This is a genomic window from Lysinibacillus sp. FSL W7-1291 (assembly GCF_038593415.1).
GTDB classification, from domain to species: domain Bacteria; phylum Bacillota; class Bacilli; order Bacillales_A; family Planococcaceae; genus Lysinibacillus; species Lysinibacillus fusiformis_D.
The window spans coordinates 3,313,863-3,338,204 of the sequence record NZ_CP151994.1; the positions used below are offsets into that span (position 1 = coordinate 3,313,863).

A 24,342-nucleotide genomic window follows, 5' to 3' on the forward strand; every position below is an offset into this window, starting at 1 on the left:
GGTCCTACTCGGTTAGAGTGGAGACATTACTTTCATGAGCTACTTCTTTCCTTTTATGAGCGGAGCCACCATTTCCCACAACGATTTCAATGAAATCTGAGACAAATAAAAAAGCCCCGTCCCTACGAAAGGGACGAAGCGTATGCTCGTGGTTCCACCCTTCTTCCTTCCGACTTATCCAAAGTCAGACGAAGCTCAAGGCTAGCTAACGGGCTAGGGACCGGCGAAAGATTATCCCTTTCGCTGCTCAGTAGGTAGTAAATGATGTGCTCACACTAGGAAGTTTTCAGCCAATGACTTCCCTCTCTATAAGCCGATACACAAAATTCATGTCCTCATCAATGCATATTGATATTAAGTATATGAGTCAGTATACGCTCGATTGTCGAAAAATGCAACTATCAATGCCATGTTACATTCTACGATTATTACCTCGCATTTCAATGGGCTCAGTCAAGGCTTTTATTCGTTCCATAATACGTCCTGCCTTTACAACCTCGATATCACCTTTTTGTGACTGTGCTAAATGATGCTCTAATTCATCGTAATTAAAATTAGATGTAATAAACGTTGGCAATTGCTCTGCCATACGATAATGGAAAATAGTTCCTAATATTTCATCTCGTGTCCAAGCCGTCATCGTTTCTGCGCCTAAATCGTCTAGCATTAAAACAGGAGCTTTTTTTATATAATCAATTTTCTCGTTCAAGGTATTGTCGCCAATGGCGTTTTTCATTTCTCGTAAAAACTCTGGAACAAAAACCACAACAGAGCGAATTTTAGTGGACGCTAATTCATTAGCTAGTGCTCCAAGTACAAAAGATTTCCCTACACCAAATTTACCGTATAAGTAAAAACCTTTTGAAGGTAATTGACCTGTTTCTTTTGTCATTTTTACAAATTGAGCTGCCTTTTGTGCAATTGTCACACGTGATTCATCATCAATACTTAAATCTTGAATAGTTGCTTGAAGCACGTCTTTTGGCATGTGCATACTGGCAATCATATTCGCAACATCTCGACGTTCTTCTTCTCTGATTTTTTGCTCACAGCGTACATAGTCCATTTCAATAGAATTCCGTACTACCCTTAATGTAGGAAGGAAGCCTTTTAAATAGTTTGTACAATGTTCCGTATTGTCACAGCCACAGCACTCAGTAGATTGACTAATAAACTCATGAAGCTTAGGTAAATTTCGCTCTATATTGTCATAGTTTAATTCATCTGCATGCTGAGCTAAGAATTCCTGCACACGTGGATGTTCTAAAATTTCACGTCGCATTGCTTCATAGCGTTCTTGAAACGAGGGTACATTAATTGCTCGTTTTAATGGTCCATTTATAGGTTCGATAGTTGTTCACCTTCTTTACTATTCACTTTTTCCTAGCATCTCTAATATTTTCTGTCGCTCTTTTTCAAAATCTATTGTGCTAGAAGTAGATTCCTCTTGTTTTTCATTCCGTTTATAGAACCATTCAGGCACTTTTTCTTCACGTTGCTGTCCTGAACGTCTTTTGTTTTGCTGATTCGTTTTACTTGTAGTCTGTGGCTTATTTTTCCAAGCCGTATATTTATCATGCTCTTGACGTGCAAGCTCCATAGCTTCCTTGGCTGTTTGAACATTTTTACGTACCCAGTGATCCGCAATCGTTTCCACATATTTTTTTGGCAGCTTCATATCTGTCGTTAGCATAACGTATTCTAACAAAGCATTGACCACTCCAATAGGCATACCATGCTGAACGATTAAATTTTCCGCTAGCTGGACAGAAGTTTGCAAAGGCTCTTTTCCATTATTAATATCACGTAACACTTGTACAGGTGCTGTCGTTTCTAAATAGTGTTGGAGCTCTTGATCCTTCGTTTTTTGCCCTGCTTCTGCTGCTGGTAATGGTTCAGTTACCCGTGCTAATTTTGGCGGCTCCTTTGACACGGTTAATTTATAAAAATCGGCAGCGGCCTTACGTAAACGTTCCTGGGAAATTCCTAAATCATCATCCAAAGCAAGAATCACAACTTTTTGCATATCAAGGGCCGTTAAATGATATAAAAACGCCAGTTTTGCTATCGCTTCACGTACTTCTAATGTCAGCAAATTGGAAGGTACCAATTGCTCTGACAAACCTGCTTGTAATAGCTCAAAATCAAATTGCTCCAAATAAAAAGGATATACTTTCGGTTGTTTATCCTTATGACTCGTATCTACTTGTATATCTGCTGGAATATTAGCGTGAACAGGCTTAAAGACATCAATAAAGGCACGGGACACATCCTTAAGCTCCGTATCCTTTATTGGTGACATAAAGCGCTGACGTAAATTTCGATAGGCCTGTTCGCCAATTTTGCTAAACAAAAACATCGACAGCAACGGGTCTTTCATAAAGCTATCTGCATCTAGTGGGCGCTGTAGCTCATATAAAAAACTACGCTCACCAGCATTTTCCTTTTTCCATGTACGCAGCAAACCAATTGCCTCTAGTGCAATACGAGCTTCAAACACTTTACCAATGGGCAATCCAAGCACATTCATTAAATAATAATGTGTCATTTGTTGTTTTGGCATTTGCTCTGCTTCCGCCCATAATGTTAAATAAAGGCTGATTGGCTCTGAACCCGTTAATGGTTGATAAAATAATGTAACTAATTGACGCTCCTGTGTAGAAAATGCATGAGGTAGACGAATGTCGAAAGGATCGCCAGGCTGCAATTCCTTATATAAATGAATCAACGTCATTCATCCTCTCTGTTTGCTATAATTTCTTCTCCGTCTGACGTTGAATAATGTCCTTTATTTCCTCAATAAAGACATTGATATCTTTAAACTGACGGTAAACCGATGCAAAACGCACATAAGCGACCTCATCGATTTTGGCTAGGCGGTCCATTACCATTTCACCAACATCTTCTGAACGTACTTCTGAATTTCCAATACGGCGAAGATCCTTTTCAATTGACAGGACAAGCTCCTCCAGTACATCAAGCGCCACTGGACGTTTTTCACAAGCACGAATAAGCCCACGAAGTACCTTCTCACGGCTAAACTCCTCTCGTGAACCTTCCTTTTTCACTACAACTAATGGTGTTTCTTCAATCTTTTCAAACGTTGTAAAACGGAAGCCACATGACTCACATTCACGACGTCTACGAATTTCTTTGTTATCATCTACTGGCCTCGAATCCACAACACGCGTTCCGTTAAATTGGCAAGATGGACATCTCATATAATTACTCTCCTGATTTACAACATTTTAATATTTCTATTATAACAAATTTCCTACATGTAAGAAAAGTGCATTCATGTTTGTGTGCTCATGATAAACCTAAAGAACCTAAAGCACAAGGAAAGTTTCTCCAAAAAAAGAGCACATTGAAACCATGTCGATTTCAATGTGCTCTCTATAAAAAATTATTACGCGTTTACTGTCTCTAAAGCATTCGCCACTTTTTTCACAAGGTCTACAACACGTGCAGAGTAGCCCCACTCGTTGTCATACCAAGCAAGTACTTTCACTTTGCGATTGCCTAAAACCATTGTAGAAAGTCCATCAACTGTTGAAGAGTAAGTAGTTGTATTGTAATCAGCAGATACTAATGGTTCTACTGAGAAGTTGAGAATGCCCTTCATTGGCCCCTCTGTTGCAGCTTTTACGAATGCTGCATTGACAGAGTCAACTGTGACATCCGTATTTAAATCTACTACAAGGTCTACTAAAGATACGTTTGGTGTAGGAACGCGAAGTGCCATACCATGAATTTTACCTTCTAATTCAGGTAAAACTAATTTCAATGCTTTTGCAGCACCTGTAGATGTTGGAATAATAGATTGTGCGCAGCCGCGTGCACGACGTAAATCTTTATGTGGATTGTCTAAGTTCTTTTGGTCGTTTGTATATGCATGAACCGTTGTCATTAAGCCATTTTCAATGCCAAATGTGTCATTCAATACTTTTGCAACTGGCGCTAAGCAGTTTGTTGTACAAGAAGCATTTGAAATAACATCATGTTTCGCAATATCGAGTTTGTCATCATTTACACCTAAAACAATTGTGACATCTTCGTTTTTACCAGGTGCTGTTAGGATTACTTTTTTTGCCCCAGCCTCTAAGTGCATAGCTGCTTTATCACGCTCATTAAATTTACCAGTAGCTTCAATAACAATATCTACACCCATTTCAGCCCAAGGTAATTTTAATGGATCACGTTCACTAATAATTTGAACACGTTTACCATTTACAACTAAAGCATCGCCTGCTGGTTCTACCGTACCCTCAAATGTTCCGTGATTTGTGTCATACTTAATCAAATGTGCTAACGTTTCTGCTGGATAGCTTGCATTAATTGCAACGATGTTTAAACCTTGTTGTACGATAGCCTGGCGGAAAACCATACGTCCGATACGCCCGAAACCATTAATAGCAATTGATACTGTCATTTATAATATCCTCCCGTGAGTACAAACTCAAATTAATTAATTATATACTTTATGGTGATTAGTATAACACAATTTTAAAAAAGATGAACATTATATATTGAGAATATAAAAGTTCTTATTTTCTGAAAAATTATTCTTTATTATGGCATTTTCCCATAAAAAAATGCGCAGCAAGATTGGCTTGCTACGCACCTGATTGACCAATTAAATAACACCCCAATAGCGCAGGATTTTTATTAATTGTTCCTCTGTGTTTTCTATATTCTCATTATTATAAATGACCGCATGTGCACCTTTTTCTTTGACAGACATCGGTAGCTGCGAGTGCATACGCGCCAATGCATCCTCTTTCGATAAATGATTGCGTTCCATTAAGCGACGGAGCTGAACTTCTTCACTGACTGATACCACAATGATACGCTCTACAAAATGCTGCAGCTTACTTTCAAATAACAATGGAATGTCCATTACCACATGCTCATGTCCTGCCTCTAAATAGGCATCGCGCTGACGTAGCATTTCTTTGCGAATAGCTGGATGCATAATATCATTTAATATTTTGCGCTTAGCAGGCTCATGGAAAATGATATCCCCAAGCATTGTTCGATTTAAATGGCCATCCTCAAGCAAAATGGCTTGTCCGAAGCTTTCAGCAATGAATGCTAAAGTCTCTGTTCCTGGTTCTACAACATCTCGTGCTACAACATCTGCATCGACAATCGGTAACCCCAGTTCGATCATCATTTTTGCTACTGTACTTTTTCCGCTTGCAATACTCCCTGTAAGTCCGATAATCATCGTTAAATCCCCTTTAATGTTGACAATTTGGGCAATAAACTGAGGTACGCCCACCAATCGTCATTTGACTTGTTGCCATTTCACATACTGGACATAGCTTTTTCCCATACATTTGCAGTCGATTTTGCATACTCCCAGCTTCCCCATTAATATTTCGATAGTCGGATATCGTTGAACCGCCTGCTTCAATGCTTTGACGTAGGACAGTAACAATTTCCTTGAATAATGCCCGCTTCCGCTTTTCACTGATGCGGTTCATTTTGCGTGCTGGGTGAATTTTCTGAGCAAACAATGCCTCTGTAGCATAAATATTGCCACAGCCCGATATGACTTGCCCATCCATAATCACTTCTTTTACCGCCTTATTTTCATATTTCGGTAATTTAGATTTTGCTATAAAAAAGTCACATGCATGCTCATCAAATGGCTCTGGGGCCATTTTTGTTAATGGCGCATGATCTTCAATTTTTGTTAGAAAGCGAAGTTCGCCAAAGCGGCGAATATCCGAATAAATCAAGTATCCTCCATCAGCCATTTTAAATGTGGCATGAATATGCTTTTGGAATTTTGCCTCATGGATTTCTTCTGGTGAATTGACAACAAACCAGGCACCTGTCATGCCTAAATGACTGACAAGGACATATGGAACATCATCCCTCAGCAAATGAAAGAAAATGTATTTCGCTCGTCGTTCAATTTTGGTAATGGTCATCTGGGACATCGTTATTTCAAAAGCATCAGGCTCTGCTTGTTTTACAATACATTGTTTCCCTTCACTAAAAGAGAAATGTACTCTTTCAGATAGTTGAACCTGTTGAATGGTGCGTCCTTCAATCTTTGGTTTCAATGCCTGGACGACACCTTCCACCTCTGGTAATTCAGGCATTTGAATCCCTCCTTATTTTGCCTCGTACCATGTCGAGCCATGGTTAAAATCTACTTTGAGCGGTACTGAAAGCTCAATAGCATTTTCCATTACCTCTGGTACAATTTTTTCTAGCAATGCAATTTCTTCCTGAGGTGCTTCAAAGATCAATTCATCATGCACTTGAAGAAGTAGCTTTGCCTGCATTTTTTCTTTTTTCAATCGAGCATCCATATCGATCATCGCTTTTTTTATAATATCCGCAGCACTTCCCTGAATCGGCGTATTCATCGCAGTACGCTCTGCAAAGCTTCTTAAATTAAAGTTGGAGCTTGTAATGTCTGGTAAATAGCGACGTCTATTTAAAATCGTTGTGACATAACCATTAAATTTCGCATTTTGCACAATATCATCCATATACTGTTTCACACCGGGGAAACTTGCGAAATACTTTTCAATAAACGTGGCTGCTTCCTTACGTGTAATATCTAAGTTTTGTGAAAGGCCATAATCACTAATACCATAGACAATACCAAAGTTAACAGCCTTCGCTGCACGACGCATATTGCTATCAACCTCTTCTTCGGCTACATGGAATACATCCATAGCAGTACGTGTATGAACATCCATCCCTTCACGGAAGGCCTCTACAAGGTTTTTATCTTCCGACATATGTGCAAGCACTCGCAATTCAATTTGTGAGTAGTCAGCAGAAAACAGAATCCACCCCTCTTTTGATGGGACAAATGCTTGACGGATTTTGCGACCCTCTTCTAAACGAATCGGGATATTCTGCAAATTTGGATCAGTGGAGCTTAAACGCCCTGTCGCCGTTAATGCTTGTTGGAAGCGTGTATGGACCTTGCTATCTGATTCATGGATTTCCTTTAATAAGCCTTCAATATATGTGGATTGTAATTTTCCAAGCTGGCGATACAACAGAATATGTTTGATGATAGCATGCTCTGACTGTAATTTTTCCAGTACATCAGCCGCTGTTGAATAGCCCGTTTTGGTCTTTTTAATGACAGGTAACCCTAGCTTATCGAATAAAATAACACCTAATTGTTTAGGGGAATTAATATTAAAGGTTTCTCCAGCTTCCGCATAAATTTCTTGCTCAATCACTATCAGCTTATCATTAAGCTCTTGACCCATTTTCTCTAACGTAGCACGGTTAACAGTAATCCCTTCACTTTCCATCTCGCCCAAAATCCCTGCCAATGGTAGCTCTAGGTTTTTATAAAGTTCAAATTGTTCATTCTCTTTTAATAAGGTTGCTAACTTTGGCTGTAATGACCACACAGCAAAGGCTTTACGGCTAACATGCTGTGCAAGTTGATCCATGTCAGGAATTGCACGCTTAGCTCCCTTTCCATAAACCGTCTCATCTGCTTGAACATCATAGTAACCTAATTCCTTCGCAAGTGTTGCTACATCATCCCCGCTTAATCCAGGATTATTAATATAAGAGGCTAGTAGCAGATCAAAGTCAACGCCTGCCAATTGAATACCTACTCGCTTTAATGCCGCTTGAGCTGCCTTTGAATCGGACATATACTTTATTTTTGTGGCATCTTCTAGCCAGCGACGGAGCGCATCCGATTTTGCTGCAATATCAAATGGAATATATTGCGTCTTTGTTCCATCTGACAACGCAATTCCTAGTAGCTGACAAGTGTGATAATGCTCATTTTCCAGTTCAACATGGACAGCCATTACATCTAGTAAATCCTCTGGTTGCACTTCTTCGGCTAGTACATAATCGAAAGGTGCTTGCTCTTCTTCCTGCATTGTAAAATCACTTTTATCAAGGAGTGATTTAAAGCCAAGCTCACGCCAGACATTGATTAATTCTTCTTCATTTGGTCCGTTATAGGCGAGGTCAGCAAGTGAAATCGTAATAGGGGCTTCTGTATAGATCGTTGCCAGCTTCTTACTCATGATAGCCTGCTCTTCATTAGCCACCAGCTTTTCCTTCATTTTAGAAGCTTTCAATGTATCCATCGCCTCATAAAGTGCCTCAACGGAGCCATGCTCTTTCAATAATTTAACAGCGGTCTTTTCACCAACACCTGGCACACCAGGAATATTATCGGAGGCATCCCCCATTAAACCTTTCATATCGATAATTTGTAGCGGTGATAAACCGTATTTTTCTGCAATAAAGGCAGGTGTATTTTTCTCAATTTCTGTTATGCCTTTTTTCGTAATATAAACGGTTACTTGCTCTGTCGCCAGCTGCGTTAAATCGCGGTCTCCCGTTACGATGATGACATCCATATCTTGTGACGAAGCCTCTTTAGCAAGCGTCCCAATAATATCATCCGCTTCATATAATTCTTGCTCATATTGCTTAATACCATAGGCATCTATAAGCTTTCGTAAATAAGGGAACTGCTCTGATAGTTCTGGTGGTGTCTTTTGTCGCCCACCTTTATATTCCGTGAAAGTTTCATGGCGAAACGTAGTTTTTCCTGCATCAAAGGCCACCAATATTTTCGTTGGCTGTTCTTCCTCTAATATTCTTTGTAGCATTGTTGTAAAGCCGTATACAGCATTAGTATGAATACCACTATCATTCGTTAACAATGGCAACGCAAAAAACGCGCGATACGCTAAACTATTACCGTCCAATAATAGTAATTTTTCTTTGGTCATGATTTTATCCTCCTGCGTTGTCTTCTACTTCCCTCTACTTTATCATAACAATGCATTTCAAGTAAAAAAAGCAGACGGTCATCCGCAAGATTATCCGCTACCTTCGAGGTGCTAACCGTCACTTTCGGCACGCTATCCATCACATTTGTGGTTTTATCCATCACTTCTGCATCTCGATCCATAGCAAAAAGCCAACCGCTCAATGCGATTGGCTTTATTAATACATCATCAAACCGTTAAAAGGTTATAATCTGGGTCCATCTGAAATTTCAATATTCGATAGCTGTTATTGATTGGATGTACGATAAAAAATTTCTTCATATATGACGGTTAATATAAATGCATTCATAAAGGCAATCACTAGAAATAATGGCATACCACCTAATTGTGGCTGTGTCAACTCTTGACTAAATACCATTACCATACTGATTTGTGCCAAAAAGAAAATAAAGCCGATCCCTACTTGCCAAATAGGACGCTGAATCTTACGTTTTTCATACCAAAACAATTTTTTAAACAAATTTCTTACATCCGCTGCAATAATAATACTCATTAAAAAGATACAAACAAAAAAGACTGGTATATGATAAACACTTTTCGTCACCCAGGAAAATTCAGATAGGCGAAAGAAGAGTGTCAATAACGATGCTATACTACAAGCGATCCCTAAATTTTGGAGCCATGTGCTAATTTTTAATTTCAAAGCTCTTACCCCCAACTATTCATTTTAAACATTTTCATTCTATCAAATTATAGTAGATTGGGGAATATAAAATTATAAATTTCTATTATTTTCATAAAATAACAATCCAAATAAATAGATAATTATAATTCTGTAGCAATAAAAAAGACGCCTCTTTCATAAGAGACGACTTTAATTGACTGTTTATTTTATATAACCAGACAAAATATTGGCATATGGTGAAGTAGAAGGTAAAATGATGACCGTATCTTCTCCAACCGTTTTCTTATATGATTCTAGCGTGCGGTATAAAGAATAAAATTCAGGATCTTGAGAGAATGATTTATTATAAATTTTTGCAGCTTCTGCTTCACCTTCAGCTTGAATAATGGCAGCTTCTTTATTGGCTGTAGCTAGCATTTCTTGTACTTCTTGATCTGTTTTGGCTTCAATACGACGTTTCTGAGCATCTCCCTCAGAAAGATATTTTTGGGCAATGGATTCACGATCTGAAATCATGTTCGTAAAAACAGATTGCTCATTTTCAGTTGGCAAATCAATGCGACGAATACGTACATCTACTACTTCAATGCCGTATTTATCGTTTGAAAGCAGTTCATTAACACGTTCAGTCACCGTATCATTAATGCTGCCTCTCGAAGAATCCTCATCATTAATTATTTGATTATAATCAATTCGTCCAAGCTCAGATCGAATAACAGAATAAATAAATTCTTCCATTCGTGATTCCACTTTTTCAATCGTCCCAGCATTAGAAATTAATAATTTTGGATCTGTAATACGCCATACAGCATAATTATCGATAATTATTCGCTTCTTATCCTTTGTATTAATCTCTTCTTCTGAAATTTCATATGTCATTTGGTTTTTTGGTAACTTAGTGACACTTTGAATAAATGGAATTTTCATATTTAAACCGGGTTCGCGCTCGAACTTAACAACCTCTCCGAACTGTCGAACAACTGCATATTCCGATTCCTTCACTATATAAATATTCGTTAATAAAATAATCACTAGAGCAAATACAGCTGTTAATGTTACAGCTAGAGAGATATACTTCTTTGGATTATTAGGACCTTTTTTTGACATTTTCACTACATTGTCCCCTGAGTCGCCTTCTGATGGAGCAGCTTTTTTACTTTTGCCCGATAAAAAATTGAGGAATTTGTCAAGATCCTTATTTTTTTGGTCCATTAGTTACCGCTCCCTTCTTTTTTCTCTGTTTGTGTCTGCTGAGGTTGTAGTGACTGTAGCGGCAAGTACTTCATCGTACTACCATCATCATTCATAATGTAAATTTGTGCTTTTGGTAAGACATTTTCTAGCGTCTCTAAAATTAAACGCTCACGTGTAATTTGTTGATTGCCTTTATACTGCTCATACATTTTATTAAAGACAGCTACATCACCTTGTGCTTGCTCAATACGAGCTGTTTTAGCACCTTTTGCCTTTGACATAATCGCATCTCGTTCACCCTGGGCTTCATTAATGCGTTGGTTTTCATATTTTTCAGCTTCATTTATTTTCGTATTTTTCATTTCACGTGCATCTGTAACAGCTGTGAATGCTGCACGCACATCTTTATTTGGCAATTCTACATCTTGTAATTTTACACCTAAAACACTAATTCCAATATCGTACTTTTCTATAAGAGATACTAATAATTGACGCGTTTTTGCTTCGATATCAGCTTTACCTTCTGTTAACGCTGCATCGATAGAAGAACTTCCGATAATAGAACGAATGGCACTCGATGTCGCGCTATGTAATATTCTTTCAGGATCTTGTGAATTAAATAGAAACTTATTAGGCTCAGTAATTTTCCATTGAACAACAAGGTCTGTTAAAACAATATTTTCATCCCCTGTAATCATCTTTGTTTCAGCATCGTAGGCCTCTAGATCTCCCTCTTTATTTTGCTTATAGCCAAATTGTAAACTAAATGTTTCTTTTGATAAAATTTCGACCGACTGCACTGGCCAAGGTAATTTAAAGTGAAGACCTGGATTTGTAACCATATCATCGGCACGACCAAATGTAATGACAACAGCTTGTTCTGATTCATCCACCGTGTACCATGATGTAAAAACTGTAATAAGTGCAATAATACCAAATATTCCAAGTCCAACTATCATTAGTGTCCTTTTCACACTCATGTCTATTCCTCCCTTTTGCTTAGTACTATTGTTTACGGGAGACCTTAAGAAAAAGTTTCAAAATATTTTCATATAATTATTTTTACGTGACGCTTTGTAAAAACATTTCTGAAGCAAGATAAAAAAATCCTGTTACCTTTTATGGCAACAGGATATTGATAACCAGATGTTCAAATACTGGGAAAATGGTTGTAGATAATACAATGCTGATTAAGGCGGCAACGATCATTGCCAGGCTAGCAAATGTTCCTTCTAGCTCGCCAATTTCAAATGCTTTAGAAGTACCAGTTCCATGAGCACCCATCCCAAGCATTAAGCCCCTAGATGAAGGTCTGTGGAAACGGCAAATTTTAATAACGATGGGTGCCAACAAGCTCCCTAAAATACCAGTCGTCATAACAAATACGGCTGTAAGAGTAGGGGAACCTCCAATCATATTTGAAATGTCCATCGCTATAGGTGTTGTTACTGAACGTGGCACTAAGCTATGCACCAACTCATCATTCAGCCCTACCACTAGAGCCATGATAAAGGATGATACGATAGCAACTGCAGAGCCAACCGCAATACTGACGAAAATTTCGAATGCGTGTTTTTTTAATAGATTCACATTTTTATAAATCGGAATCGCAAACGCAACGGTTGCTGGCCCTAGTAAATTTGTTAAAACATTCGCTCCAGTATTATAGGTTTTATAAGGTATGCCTGTCAGCAATAAAATACCTATAATCACTAAAGGCGTCATCAACATGGGTGATAACCATTCTTTTTTATATTTCTTATAGAACATTTTACAAATATAGAAAATAGCAATAGTTCCTAATAAGCTGATGGTAGCAATAAATAGACTCATACTGTATCACTCTTCTTTCGTTGCTCTAGCCATTGTGCTGTATAGCCCGTTACAAACATCACGACAATTGCACTTACAGCAATGACCAGCACAACCTTCATTCCTTGCACACCGAATAAAGCATGATAATCAATTACACCGATGGCAGATGGGATAAAGAATAGTAGGAGTTCACTTAGTAATACAGCTGCTCCTAATTCAATCCATTCAAGCTTGATTATATGAAACTGTAAAAGTAAAAATAATAGGACAAGCCCTATTATGCTCCCTGGAATCGGCAAGTGAAGTAGGCGTGCAATAGTATTTCCGATAAATAATAGGATGTAAAGATAGCCGATCTGCACGATACTTTTGACGATTTTCATGGTCATCCTTCTCTCATTTTTTTCTCTGCCTCAACAGTCAGAAAAACACAATTCAAATGAAAAGAAGGTTGATTCACTGACTGTCAAAGCGATGGTTTAACAAACAATTGCCAAAAAAATTGTTGTTAAACTTTATGCTACTATACTTTACACCTATTTTTCCTCCCTGTAAAACAGAAAAAGAATGTAGTGCCTAAAAAAGACACTACATTCTTTCTATGGTGAAAATAAAATCCTTATTAAAAAATCTCCAACTAGATAGTAGATTTTTTATGGTTATCGTCTTAACAATCATATAGGGGGTTTCTAGTAATTAGTATAGTACCCAAATATGAATATAACATGTTGTTCATGTAAAGGAATTGTTAATCTTTTGGAATCATGACAATCATTTTAGTCCCCATTCCGACTTCGCTTTCTACTTGAATACGACCATGATGGGCCTCTACAAGATGCTTCACAATCGCTAACCCTAATCCTGTTCCGCCAGAATTACGACTTCTTGCTCGGTCCACACGATAAAAACGCTCAAAAACACGAGCAATTTCATGCTTTTCAATACCGATTCCTTGGTCTTCTATTTCGATAATGCCATGTGTTTCATTTTCCTTTAAACGAATGGAAACAGTCGTATTTTCAGGAGAATATGTAATAGCATTGGTAATTAAATTCGTCACGATTTGAATAATACGGTTGGCATCTCCCATTACTTGGACATCTCGTTCGAAATCTACTTGGAAGCTCATATTTTTCTCATCTAACCGCGGTGCAGTCAGCTCTGCTCCACGGATTAAAACATCTTGTAAGCCCATCGGCATAATATTAACAGTAAAGCCATGCTGCTCAATTTTTGACAGCTCTAATAAATCTTGAATGAGCATTTGAAGTCGATTACTTTCTTTATAAATGATCTCTAAAAAGGAGATCAGCATTTTTTCATCCTTATAGGCCCCATCCAATAATGTTTCCGAAAAGCCTTTAATAGAAGTAATAGGTGTACGTAATTCATGTGATACATTAGCAACAAAGTCTTTTCGAATTTGCTCCAATCGAACAAGTTCCGTTATATCGTGCATAACGATAACAACGCCTAGCCATCGTCCATGATCCCCGATGACAGGTGCCCCGTAGACTTCTTTATTATAGAGCTCCTGCTGTATTTCCATTTTGATTTGTTGTCGATAAGGCATCTCTGTTAGAAAGACATGATCGATAAATTGCTCTAATGATTTTGGTAAACCTATTGTACGAAATACCTTTCCTTGTACATCATCAAGCTGCATATCAAAGCGCTCTAGAAATACCCGATTCACGATGGAAATATTTCCTTCACGGCCAATCATCATGAGAGAGCTTCCCATATTTTCAATTAGGGTCTTCAGTCGTTCTTCCTCTACTTCACGTATCGTCGTAATATCCTGTAAATTACGTGCTAAAATATTTATGGAATGACTGAGTGGTATCATGCGTTCATGTTCATTTTCATGGGCACGTGCACGGTAGTTTCCCTTGGCAAGCTCAAGAGCCGTTTCTGTCACGTTATCAATAGGTGCCGTAAAATTGCGAATCATATAACGGCTTACAATGGCGATTAAAATTAATGTGATGGTGAAAAGAACAGCTAGTACTAAGTAGAGTCGGGCATGCACATAGGACAACAAGGATTCCTCTTGTTTCATGCTCTGTACTGCATACAATGCTTCCTGATCTTCCTTTGATAATTCCATCTTGCGTTCATCGATTACTTGATCCATCGACGCCTGTAATTGCGTGGTTGCTTGTTCATTGTATTGCTTGATATAAACAGGAAAAAGCTGACCTATAACAATCATTAGGACAGCTAGTATCGTTCCAAGTAAAAGCATGAATGTCAAGAATAAGCGGTTGCTCATTGATTTCATGTCGTTTTCGGCTCCTCAAATTTATAACCTAGGCCTCTGATTGTTTTAATGAACATTGGCTTACGGCTATTTTCCTCGATTTTATCGCGAAGGTGGCTAATGTGTACATCCACAATTCGAGTATCGCCAGCAAAATCATATTTCCATACAGCACTTAATAGCTGATCACGTGTTAAAACTCGATTTTTATTTTCAAGTAAGTAAATAAGTAGCTCAAACTCTTTTGGTGTAAATTCCAATGCTTCGTCTTGTAAAAAAACTTCAAAACGCTCTGGAAACACTCTCAATTGTCCAAACTCATACATTTTTTCTTTAGGCTCATCCTTATCATCTACCACAACATTTTGTGTGAAACGTCTTAACACAGCCTTGACACGTGCCAATACTTCACGTGGACTAAAAGGCTTTGTCATATAATCATCTGCGCCTAGCTCAAGACCAAGAACTTTATCAAATTCGTCATCTTTTGCAGTTAACATAATGATAGGCGTATTCATACGTTGCTGTCGGATTTGTTTACATACCTCCATACCATCTAGTTTTGGAAGCATCAAATCCAAAAGAATTAAATTGGGCTGTAGGTCGATTGCTTTTTCAAGTCCTTCCTGACCATCAGCAGCCGTTTCAACGACATAGCCAGCCTGTTCTAAATTATATTTCAATAATGTTGCAATCGAAAATTCATCTTCAATAACTAAAATTGTTTTTGTCATGTATAATGCCTCCGTAAGTGATTTGAAACCCCCATTTCAAATCTCAAGACGTCTATAATATAAGCGGTGGTGTCACCAACAGCATCCCTTCAATCACAAGCTCCTTTTGCTCATTATATGAGTGTACAGATACCGTAATCGTATTGTCGTATTTATTGACTGCCGTTACCTCTAAAAGCGTATCAAATAATTCATAATGATAGAGAGGACCTAAATATTTTAAATGTTGCTCAATAATTCGCGCACCTGGCCCCGGAATATACTTGGACACAGCTGATGTAATAATTCCATTTAACATAATTGTCGGCACAATTGGTTTTTGAAAAGGTGTCATCGCCGCATAATCATGTTGAATATAAAGCGGATTACTATCGTTTGTCAGCCCTAAATACAGCAATAAATCCCTATCCTCGATTTTTTCTGTTATATGGATCTTCTCGCCAACTGTAATTTCATCGATTGTGAGACCAAGTTTACTATTTTTTTGAAGCAAAGATACGCCAACCCCTTTTCTATCATACTACATTCATAGTATCAATTTTATGCTAAAAGTACAATGAAAAGCAGAAGGACCTTAAGCTTCCTAACACTTGAACATAAAAAAACGAGCAGGAATTATCCTGCTCGTTTTCGAGTAAGCTCGAAAAAATCTGCTTAATAACGCTGATGCATTATTCATTTACACTAAAATTTTCATCACATTACGGACTGCATCTGCCGATTGGTCTAAAGCTGCCTTTTCTTTGTCCGTTAACTCAAGCTCAAAGATTTTTTCAATACCATTGGCTCCAAGTAAAGTAGGAACGCCTAAGTATAAATCATGGTAGCCATATTCACCTTCTAAATAAGCGATAGATGGCAAAATACGTTTCTGATCTTTAATAATGGCTTCAGCCATTTCAATCAGTGCCGCAGCTGGCGCATAATAGGCAGAACCATTGCCAAGTAAGTTGACAATTTCTGCTCCACCATTGCGTGTACGATCAACAATCTCTTCCAAACGTTCGGCAGAAATTAATGTTTCTAACGGAATACCACCTGCAAATGAATAGCGTGTTAATGGCACCATTGTGTCACCATGACCACCCAATACAAATCCAGTAATGTCTTTCACTGAAATATTGAGCTCTTGTGCTACAAATGCACAGAAACGAGCTGTATCAAGAACACCCGATTGACCGATAACACGATTTTTCGGGAAGCCAGTTTCTTTGTATACTGTATAAGTCATGGCATCAACTGGATTTGTCAGTACAAGGATTGTAGCATTTGGTGAATGCGTAGCAATTTCTTTTGAAACAGTTTTCATGACACCTTGATTGATTTGAACGAGATCATCACGACTCATACCTGGTTTACGCGCAACACCAGCAGTAATGATGACTACATCCGAATCAGCCGTATCTGCATAATTGGAAGTGCCTTGTACATAAGAATCAAACCCTTGTATTGGTGCTGCTTCCCACATATCTAGTGCCTTTCCCTTTGTTGGGTTTTCTGCTTGTGGAATATCCACTAATACGACATCACCAAGTTCTTTCTGAGCTGCTAAAAATGCTGCCGTAGCGCCTGTAAAGCCGCCACCGATTACTGAGATTTTTTTACGTTTCAGAGACATTTTGAATACGCTCCTTTAAAATTAGGTTATATATTTTAAAAGAGGGAGGAGACATACATCTCACTCCCTCGTTTAAACAAGTTTATCGTAAATATTCAATTTAAATTTACTTTCACCCTAATTATATCGGCAGAATAAACTATCCGCTTTAGTGATAATTCCTATTTTAGAATAGAAAATTATAGGTTTTTGATTAACTCGTTCGCGAATTCTGAACATTTCACTTCTGTAGCGCCGTCCATTAAACGTGCGAAGTCATAAGTTACAACTTTAGAAGAAATTGTTTTCTCAACAGATTTAGTGATCATGTCAGCAGCTTCTTGCCATCCTAAGTGTTCAAGCATTAATACACCTGAAAGTAAAACTGATGATGGGTTTACTTTATCTTGGCCAGCATATTTTGGAGCTGTACCGTGAGTAGCTTCGAAGATTGCATGTCCAGTTACATAGTTGATGTTCGCGCCTGGAGCGATACCGATACCACCAACTTGTGCAGCTAGAGCATCAGAAATATAGTCACCGTTTAAGTTCATTGTAGCTACTACATCGAACTCAGTTGGACGAGTTAAAATTTGTTGTAAGAAGATATCAGCGATAGAATCTTTCACTAAGATTTTACCAGCTGCTAAAGCGTCAGCTTGCGCTTTGTTTGCTGCTTCTTCACCTTGCTCAGCTTTGATAGCATCATATTGATTCCAAGTGAATGTTTGATCAGCAAATTCTTTTTCAGCTAATTCATAACCCCATTTTTTGAATCCACCTTCAGTGAATTTCATGATGTTACCTTTATGAACTAAAGTAACAGATGGGCGTTTATGTTTAATTGCATATTCGATAGCAGAACGTACTAAACGCTCAGTACCTTCTTTAGATACAGGTTTTACACCAATACCAGAAGTTTCTGGGAAACGGATTTGGTTTACACCAAATTCAGTTTGTAGGAAGTTGATGATTTTTTGAGCTTGTTCAGAGCCAGATTCGAATTCAATACCAGCATAGATGTCTTCTGTGTTTTCGCGGAAGATAACCATGTCAACGTCTTCTGGGCGTTTAACTGGAGAAGGCACTCCATCAAAGTGACGTACTGGACGTAAGCATACATATAAGTCAAGTTGTTGACGTAATGCTACGTTTAGAGAGCGGATACCACCACCGATTGGCGTAGTAAGAGGACCTTTGATTGCAATTAAGTATTCGTTAATTTTGTCTAAAGTTTCTTGTGGTAACCATTCACCAGTTTGGTTAAATGCTTTTTCACCAGCTAAAACTTCTAACCATTCGATTTTCTTTTCACCGTTATAAGCTTTTTCTACAGCTGCATCGATTACGCGTGATGCTGCTGCCCAGATATCTGGACCAATTCCATCACCTTCGATGAAAGGAATTACTGGATTATTTGGTACATTAAGTACGCCATTTTCAACTACAATTTTGTTTGACATTCTGTTGCCTCCTAAATTCATAATCATAGGACTGTGTTAGTGATAACACAGTCCCAAACATTCTAGCATATTTTCCAAATTAGCGCTCGCTGATTGGAATATATTTTTGCATGCCTGGTCCAACATATTCAGCACGTGGACGGATTAGGCGGTTGTTTGCATATTGCTCAAGGATGTGTGCCACCCAACCTGAAGTACGAGATACTGCGAAAATTGGTGTGAACAGGTCATGATCAATACCTAAAGAATCATACACTGACGCAGAGAAGAAATCTACGTTTGCAGGTAATTTCTTTTGTTCCACGATCATGTCATGGATTTTAACTGACATCTCATATAGCTCTGGTTTACCAGTTAGCTCAGTTAATTTTTTAGACATTACACGTAAATGTGGTGCACGAGGGTCGCCTTTACGATATACGCGGTGACCGAAGCCCATGATTTTTTCTTTGTTGTCTAATTTATTTTGAATGTAAGATTCAACATTTTCAAGTGAGCCGATTTCAGATAACATTTTCATCACTTGCTCATTTGCTCCACCATGAAGTGGTCCTTTTAATGCACCGATTGCTGCTGTTACACCCGAATAAACGTCTGATAAAGTAGCTACACATACACGTGCTGTAAATGTAGATGCGTTTAATTCATGGTCAGCATGTAATACTAATGCTTTGTCAAATGCTTCAATTTCAATAGCTGCTGGCTCTTCGCCTTTTAGCATGTATAAGAAGTTTGCAGCATATCCTAATTCAGGTTTTGGCTCAACTGGCTCTAAACCTTTACGAACACGTGCAAATGCAGTTACTGCTGTAGCAATTTTAGCTTGTAGACGAATTGCTTTACGGTAGTTTGCTTCTGGATCCATAACATCCGCTTCTTCATCGAATACACCAAGTAAAGATACTGCAGTACGCAATGCAGCCATTGGATGTACAGTTGAAAGTGGGTATGTTTTGAATTGGTCGACAATCGCTTGCGGAATTGACATATTGTCTGCCAATTGTTGTTTTAATTCAGCTAGCTCGTCCTCTTTTGGTAAACGAGTATGCCATAACAAGTAAATTACCTCTTCGAATGACGCATTTTCTGCTAAATCATCAATGTTGTAACCAACATATGTAAGTGTGTCATCGATAATTGAACTGATTTTAGATTCCGCTGCTACGATACCTTCTAAACCTTTAGTTGCTGACATAAATTATCGCTCCCTCATATTTAAACTTTGTTATAAATGCGTTTTTTTTGTTGCATTTATGGTTTTTGCTCATATGAACCATTAAGTAAATCGCTTACATTGCTATTATAATCATTTTTGACAGCTTTGTGAATGAAAATCCTCCAAATAAAGAAAAAGACGTCCGAACGACTATATATTTGTTCCAAAGAGATTTTTTTGTATATTTTGACAATCGTATTATCAATTGATTTGAGGTGAATTTGTAAAAATGAGGAATTTAAAGTATTTTTCATATGAAAGAACTACAAGTGTTTTACTTTTTATTTTTTATTTAGTAATACTTTGGTTTGTATTACCTGTTTCACTTGCAATTTTTTTATCCTTTTCGACGTATCCTGTTATAAATTTCTTACATAAATATTGTAGGATTGCCTATTGGATCGCAGCAATTATTGTGGAAGTACTCATATTAACTTGTATTTTTCTTCTTGTCGTCATATCCATTAACAGTATCATTGTTATCTTTCCAGAAATTCGAGAGACATTACAAAATTTCCCGCTTTTTAGTGAATATGAATCCATGTTTGTACAAGTATTAAAAGAAAAGTCACTGTCCATATTTGATTCTATCATCATTTACACAGCAGATCTTTTCCAAGTATTAATGAAGCATGTTATCGAGGTGTTTATCTTTTTAGTCGCTTATTATTTCGCTTTATTAGAGACACGGAAATCACGCTATTGGTTTTTTCAATATGTCCCTAAGAAATATCGCCATGAGTGGCAATCTCATTTTGCAAAAATCATGCAACTCTTTCATTACTTCTTATTCGTGGAGTTTCAATTATTCACCATTACCCTACTAATCCTTTGTGCAGGGTTTATGATCCTCCAGTTTGAACAAGCCATCATTAAAGCTTTTATTGTAGCATTTGCAGATGTATTACCATTTTTCGGAATCGGTGTTTTTCTTGTACCAATGAGCATTTATTTTTATTTCAACGGCAACACCTTTTTATGTGTAGCCATTTTACTACTGTATTTATTTGTTCAATTAACAAGGCAGCTAGCTGATTCAATGCTTTGGTCCAATACGCTACAATTACGTACATTCCATACATTTTTTATCAGTGCTGCCTCTATTCTATTGTTTGGCTTTTATGGGATCTTGCTTAGCCCTATCTTTTTATTTTTAGCAGTAAAGCTAAAGGAAAACTCTATCTTTGAACGATAATGAATTGGCCTTTTTTCATTTTTTTACGCATCCAGTAATAGACAACTGGTTGGAACATTTTTCGAGAAAATGGCATGAGCAATAGTAGACCAATAAGATCTGTTAAAAATCCTGGTAATGCTAAAAGCAAACCACCACTAAACGTTAATAATGCATCCACTAAAGCAGCACCTGGTGCCTCTCCGCGTGCCAACGTATTTTTTACATTTTGGACAGAATTCATACCCTTATTCTTCATGACATAAATACCAATAACGCTCGTTGCAATAATGAGCAATAAAGTACTTAAAACACCAATATTTTGTCCAATGACTATTAATAACGCCAATTCGGCTAAAGCGTAGACAACGAAACCAAGAAAAATTTTACGCATATTTTTCTCCTTTCTACATGAAAAGCTATACCTTTTATACGTTATTATAGCCCATTTAGTTTCATAAAAAAATGAATACCTTCATTCAAAGAGAATGTCTATTCCTTAGTATTGATAGAGAAAAGAAGTTACCACAAAATGTGTACAACCTTATTTAAAAGCTCTAGTACAAAAAATCGCACTAGAGCTTTTCGTTACTTGTTAAAGAACACTCGCATGTCCTTTGTAAATAACTCCTGTTTCAGCGTCCATTGTAATCTCTTGATCATGACGTATTAATGTTGTGGCTTCTTTTACGCCCACAATTACTGGAATACCAAGGCTTAGACCAACAACTGCTGCATGACTCGTTAGACCACCTTCTTCAGTAATCAGACCAATACAATTTTCTATAGCTGGCATCATATCTCGATCAGATCCAACTGTTACAAGGATGCATCCTTCTGTATCGTAAGCAAGTGCCTCAGCAGCATTTTTGGCAACGACTGTCTTCCCTACAACGGAGGCTTTGCCAATCCCTTGACCACGAGCTAGTAAATCTCCGATAATGTGTACTTTCATTAAGTTTGTTGTACCTGCTTCACCTACTGGCACACCCGCTGTAATGACAACAGCATCTCCGTGCGTAACGAAACCATGTTTCAAGCTTTCATCTACAGCTAGCTCTAAAATTTCATCTGTTGTTGTCACTCGTTGACAAACAATTGGATACACACCCCATACTAATGTTAAAGTATTGGCTGTATTTGGAGAGCCTGTCACTGCAACAATTTGCACACCTGGTCGATACTTGGCAATCATTCTTGCTGTATTACCACTTTCAGTTGGTGCTAATACGGCTTTTACCCCTAAATTGATAGATGTATATGCTACTGCTTGAGAGATAGCCTCCGTCATATTCGCTTCTTTTTCACGACTACGGGCAGAAACAATTTTTCGATAGTCTAAAGAATTTTCAGTATGCTGTGCAATTTTATTCATTGTTTGAACTGATTCTACTGGATAAAGACCCGCAGCAGTTTCACCTGATAGCATGATGGCATCTGTTCCATCGATGATTGCGTTCGCTACATCACTTGCTTCTGCACGTGTTGGACGTGGGTTACGCTGCATAGAATCTAACATTTGTGTTGCCGTAATAACCGGTTTACCTACTTGATTACATTTTAAAATCAATTTCTTTTGAACAAGTGGTACTTCTTCTGCTGGAATTTCAACACCAAGATCTCCACGAGCAACCATTAATCCATCAGATACTAGGATGATTTCGTCGATATTATCGACACCCTCTTGGTTCTCGATTTTCGGGATAATTTGAATATGACTACCACCATTTTGTTCAAGCAATTCACGGATTTCAAGCACATCCTTTGCACGACGAACAAATGAAGCAGCAATAAAGTCTACACCTTGCTCAATACCGAATAGAATATCTTGCGCGTCTTTTTCTGTGATCCCTGGTAGCTGTACAGAAACACCTGGTACATTTACACCTTTTTTATTTTTTAGGACGCCAGCATTTTCAACAATCGTATGAATTAAACCTTTTTCCAGATCAGTTGCTAATACGCGTAACTGAATAAGACCATCATCAAGTAAAATAATTGAGTTTTGCTCAACATCTTCAATTAAACGCTCATATGTGACAGAGAAGCTTGTCTCAGTACCTTCTACTTCAGTCATTGAAATATCAATCACTTGGCCTGCTGCTAAATGTAGCTCACCATTTTTCATATTATGTGTACGAATTTCAGGTCCTTTTGTATCAAGTAAAATTCCTACTGGTTTGTTTAACTTTTGTGCCACTTCACGAATTAATTGAATACGCCCTGCATGTTCTTCATGAGATCCGTGTGAAAAATTCAAGCGGGCTACATTCATACCTGCTTCCATTAATTTTTCTAAAGTTTCTGCCGACTCACTTGCAGGTCCGATTGTACATACGATTTTTGTTTTTCTCATTTTTGCCCACTCCGTTTTATAACAAATTATATTGATAGTTCTTTCATTAGTGTATAAAGGCTTACATCTGCCTCATGATTTTTTTCAAAAGCTTCTGGCATATCATAATCAATGACTTGGTGATTACGAATACCTACTGCTCGACCAGCCTTGCCTTCCATTAGCAATTCAACTGCATGTGCACCAAATTGACTTGCCAATACTCGATCTCGTGCGGTCGGTGAACCGCCTCGTTGAATATGACCTAGCACTGAAACGCGTGTTTCTTTTCCTGTTTTTTCATTTAACAACTTTGCCAGCTCACTGCCAGACATGACCCCTTCTGCTACAATAATAATGCTATGTTTTTTACCACGTGCAGCTCCACGGTCTAAGCGTGCTACAATATCATCTAAATTATAATCTTCCTCTGGAATTAACACTGTTTCAGCACCAGCAGCAAGGCCTGCCCACAAGGCGATATCACCTGCATCACGCCCCATGACCTCAACAATGAAAGAATTTTCATGAGATGTAGCTGTATCTCGGATTTTATCGATGGATTCTACGACTGTATTAAGAGCCGTATCAAAACCGATTGTATATTCCGTTCCTGGAATATCATTGTCGATTGTTCCTGGCACCCCTACAACAGGGAAACCTTTTTTTACTAAATCCATTGCACCTCGATAAGACCCGTCACCACCAATGACAACAAGTCCTTCAATTCCAGCAGCTCTTAAATTGTCAATACCTTGTTGTTGGATAGCATCCTCTTTAAACTCTGGACATCTGGCCGAATTTAAATGCGTACCACCACGCTGAATAATACCACCAACTGCACCTAAATCAAGTTCTTCCATATATCCTTTTATTAAGCCTTCATAACCATGCTTAATTCCGACAACATCAATCCCATGAAACGCTGCCTTACGAACGACCGCTCGAATAGCCGCGTTCATTCCAGGCGCATCTCCACCACTAGTTAATACAGCAATTTTTTTCATTGTCGAACCTCCTGCAGTTACTATTATTATTCACATTAACATGAAAAAACAAACTATGTAAGGGCTCTGAGGATACAAAAACATAACTTTTACATAAAAAATG

22 protein-coding genes are annotated in these 24,342 nt (G+C 38.0%); 1 reads left to right on the forward strand and 21 read right to left on the reverse strand.

The window, feature by feature from the left end; genetic code table 11:
- Positions 1 to 412: 412 nt before the first annotated feature.
- From dnaI to citZ, 18 genes are all read right to left on the reverse strand, one after another.
- Positions 413 to 1,342: a primosomal protein DnaI gene (gene dnaI / locus NST76_RS16000; protein WP_255358782.1), complete on the reverse strand. Its 930-nt coding sequence runs from the start codon at positions 1,340 to 1,342 to the stop codon at positions 413 to 415.
- 27 nt (positions 1,343 to 1,369) lie between these two features.
- Positions 1,370 to 2,734, reverse strand: a complete 1,365-nt coding sequence (locus NST76_RS16005) for a DnaD domain protein (RefSeq protein WP_036118960.1) — start codon at positions 2,732 to 2,734, stop codon at positions 1,370 to 1,372.
- Between the two features lie 16 nt (positions 2,735 to 2,750).
- The gene (gene nrdR / locus NST76_RS16010; protein WP_036118958.1) at positions 2,751 to 3,221 is read right to left on the reverse strand and encodes a transcriptional regulator NrdR; all 471 of its coding nucleotides are present in this window, start codon (positions 3,219 to 3,221) and stop codon (positions 2,751 to 2,753) included.
- A 188-nt stretch (positions 3,222 to 3,409) separates the two neighbouring features.
- Positions 3,410 to 4,432 carry a glyceraldehyde-3-phosphate dehydrogenase gene (locus tag NST76_RS16015; protein WP_036118955.1) on the reverse strand — a complete coding sequence of 341 codons (1,023 nt, stop codon included), beginning with the start codon at positions 4,430 to 4,432 and terminating at the stop codon, positions 3,410 to 3,412.
- Between the two features lie 204 nt (positions 4,433 to 4,636).
- Positions 4,637 to 5,230, reverse strand: coding sequence for a dephospho-CoA kinase (gene coaE / locus NST76_RS16020; protein WP_141904696.1), 594 nt, complete (start codon positions 5,228 to 5,230; stop codon positions 4,637 to 4,639).
- 13 nt (positions 5,231 to 5,243) lie between these two features.
- Positions 5,244 to 6,116: a bifunctional DNA-formamidopyrimidine glycosylase/DNA-(apurinic or apyrimidinic site) lyase gene (gene mutM / locus NST76_RS16025; protein ID WP_036118952.1), complete on the reverse strand. Its 873-nt coding sequence runs from the start codon at positions 6,114 to 6,116 to the stop codon at positions 5,244 to 5,246.
- 12 nt (positions 6,117 to 6,128) lie between these two features.
- On the reverse strand, positions 6,129 to 8,756 hold the full coding sequence (polA, locus tag NST76_RS16030; protein ID WP_036118950.1) for a DNA polymerase I: 2,628 nt from the start codon (positions 8,754 to 8,756) through the stop codon (positions 6,129 to 6,131).
- 286 nt (positions 8,757 to 9,042) lie between these two features.
- A complete protein-coding gene (locus NST76_RS16035) occupies positions 9,043 to 9,459 on the reverse strand; it encodes a hypothetical protein (RefSeq protein WP_036118946.1) in 417 nt (138 codons plus the stop codon).
- A gap of 183 nt (positions 9,460 to 9,642) precedes the next feature.
- Positions 9,643 to 10,653, reverse strand: a complete 1,011-nt coding sequence (locus NST76_RS16040) for a protease modulator HflC (protein WP_036118944.1) — start codon at positions 10,651 to 10,653, stop codon at positions 9,643 to 9,645.
- Positions 10,653 to 11,615 (reverse strand): FtsH protease activity modulator HflK, encoded by a 963-nt coding sequence (hflK, locus tag NST76_RS16045; RefSeq protein WP_036118942.1) that lies wholly within the window; start codon positions 11,613 to 11,615, stop codon positions 10,653 to 10,655. Before hflK ends, NST76_RS16040 begins: the two co-directional genes overlap by 1 nt.
- 139 nt (positions 11,616 to 11,754) lie before the next feature.
- The gene (locus NST76_RS16050; protein WP_036118940.1) at positions 11,755 to 12,468 is read right to left on the reverse strand and encodes an LrgB family protein; all 714 of its coding nucleotides are present in this window, start codon (positions 12,466 to 12,468) and stop codon (positions 11,755 to 11,757) included.
- On the reverse strand, positions 12,465 to 12,833 hold the full coding sequence (locus NST76_RS16055; protein WP_036118937.1) for a CidA/LrgA family holin-like protein: 369 nt from the start codon (positions 12,831 to 12,833) through the stop codon (positions 12,465 to 12,467). Before NST76_RS16055 ends, NST76_RS16050 begins: the two co-directional genes overlap by 4 nt.
- A gap of 365 nt (positions 12,834 to 13,198) precedes the next feature.
- Positions 13,199 to 14,734, reverse strand: a complete 1,536-nt coding sequence (locus tag NST76_RS16060) for an ATP-binding protein (protein ID WP_036118935.1) — start codon at positions 14,732 to 14,734, stop codon at positions 13,199 to 13,201.
- Positions 14,731 to 15,447, reverse strand: a complete 717-nt coding sequence (locus tag NST76_RS16065; protein ID WP_036118933.1) for a response regulator transcription factor — start codon at positions 15,445 to 15,447, stop codon at positions 14,731 to 14,733. Before NST76_RS16065 ends, NST76_RS16060 begins: the two co-directional genes overlap by 4 nt.
- A gap of 52 nt (positions 15,448 to 15,499) precedes the next feature.
- The gene (locus NST76_RS16070; RefSeq protein ID WP_036118931.1) at positions 15,500 to 15,940 is read right to left on the reverse strand and encodes a MaoC/PaaZ C-terminal domain-containing protein; all 441 of its coding nucleotides are present in this window, start codon (positions 15,938 to 15,940) and stop codon (positions 15,500 to 15,502) included.
- Between the two features lie 186 nt (positions 15,941 to 16,126).
- Complete coding sequence (gene mdh / locus NST76_RS16075; protein ID WP_036118928.1) at positions 16,127 to 17,065, reverse strand: malate dehydrogenase; 939 nt, start codon at positions 17,063 to 17,065, stop codon at positions 16,127 to 16,129.
- A 179-nt stretch (positions 17,066 to 17,244) separates the two neighbouring features.
- Positions 17,245 to 18,507: an NADP-dependent isocitrate dehydrogenase gene (gene icd, locus NST76_RS16080; RefSeq protein ID WP_036118927.1), complete on the reverse strand. Its 1,263-nt coding sequence runs from the start codon at positions 18,505 to 18,507 to the stop codon at positions 17,245 to 17,247.
- Between the two features lie 79 nt (positions 18,508 to 18,586).
- Entirely contained in the window at positions 18,587 to 19,702 is a 1,116-nt protein-coding gene (citZ, locus tag NST76_RS16085) for a citrate synthase (RefSeq protein ID WP_036118926.1), read from the reverse strand.
- 250 nt (positions 19,703 to 19,952) lie between these two features.
- Between citZ and NST76_RS16090 the strand changes: the two genes are divergently transcribed.
- The gene (locus NST76_RS16090; RefSeq protein ID WP_082673687.1) at positions 19,953 to 20,918 is read left to right on the forward strand and encodes an AI-2E family transporter; all 966 of its coding nucleotides are present in this window, start codon (positions 19,953 to 19,955) and stop codon (positions 20,916 to 20,918) included.
- Here NST76_RS16090 and NST76_RS16095 read toward each other — a convergent pair.
- The 3 genes from NST76_RS16095 to pfkA all read right to left on the reverse strand — a co-directional run bounded on the left by NST76_RS16095 (position 20,902) and on the right by pfkA (position 24,239).
- Positions 20,902 to 21,291 carry an FxsA family protein gene (locus NST76_RS16095; protein ID WP_051891590.1) on the reverse strand — a complete coding sequence of 130 codons (390 nt, stop codon included), beginning with the start codon at positions 21,289 to 21,291 and terminating at the stop codon, positions 20,902 to 20,904. The genes NST76_RS16090 and NST76_RS16095 overlap by 17 nt on opposite strands.
- A 201-nt stretch (positions 21,292 to 21,492) precedes the next feature.
- Positions 21,493 to 23,253 (reverse strand): pyruvate kinase, encoded by a 1,761-nt coding sequence (gene pyk / locus NST76_RS16100; protein ID WP_271910704.1) that lies wholly within the window; start codon positions 23,251 to 23,253, stop codon positions 21,493 to 21,495.
- Between the two features lie 26 nt (positions 23,254 to 23,279).
- Positions 23,280 to 24,239 carry a 6-phosphofructokinase gene (gene pfkA / locus NST76_RS16105; protein WP_036118919.1) on the reverse strand — a complete coding sequence of 320 codons (960 nt, stop codon included), beginning with the start codon at positions 24,237 to 24,239 and terminating at the stop codon, positions 23,280 to 23,282.
- Positions 24,240 to 24,342 lie beyond the last annotated feature (103 nt).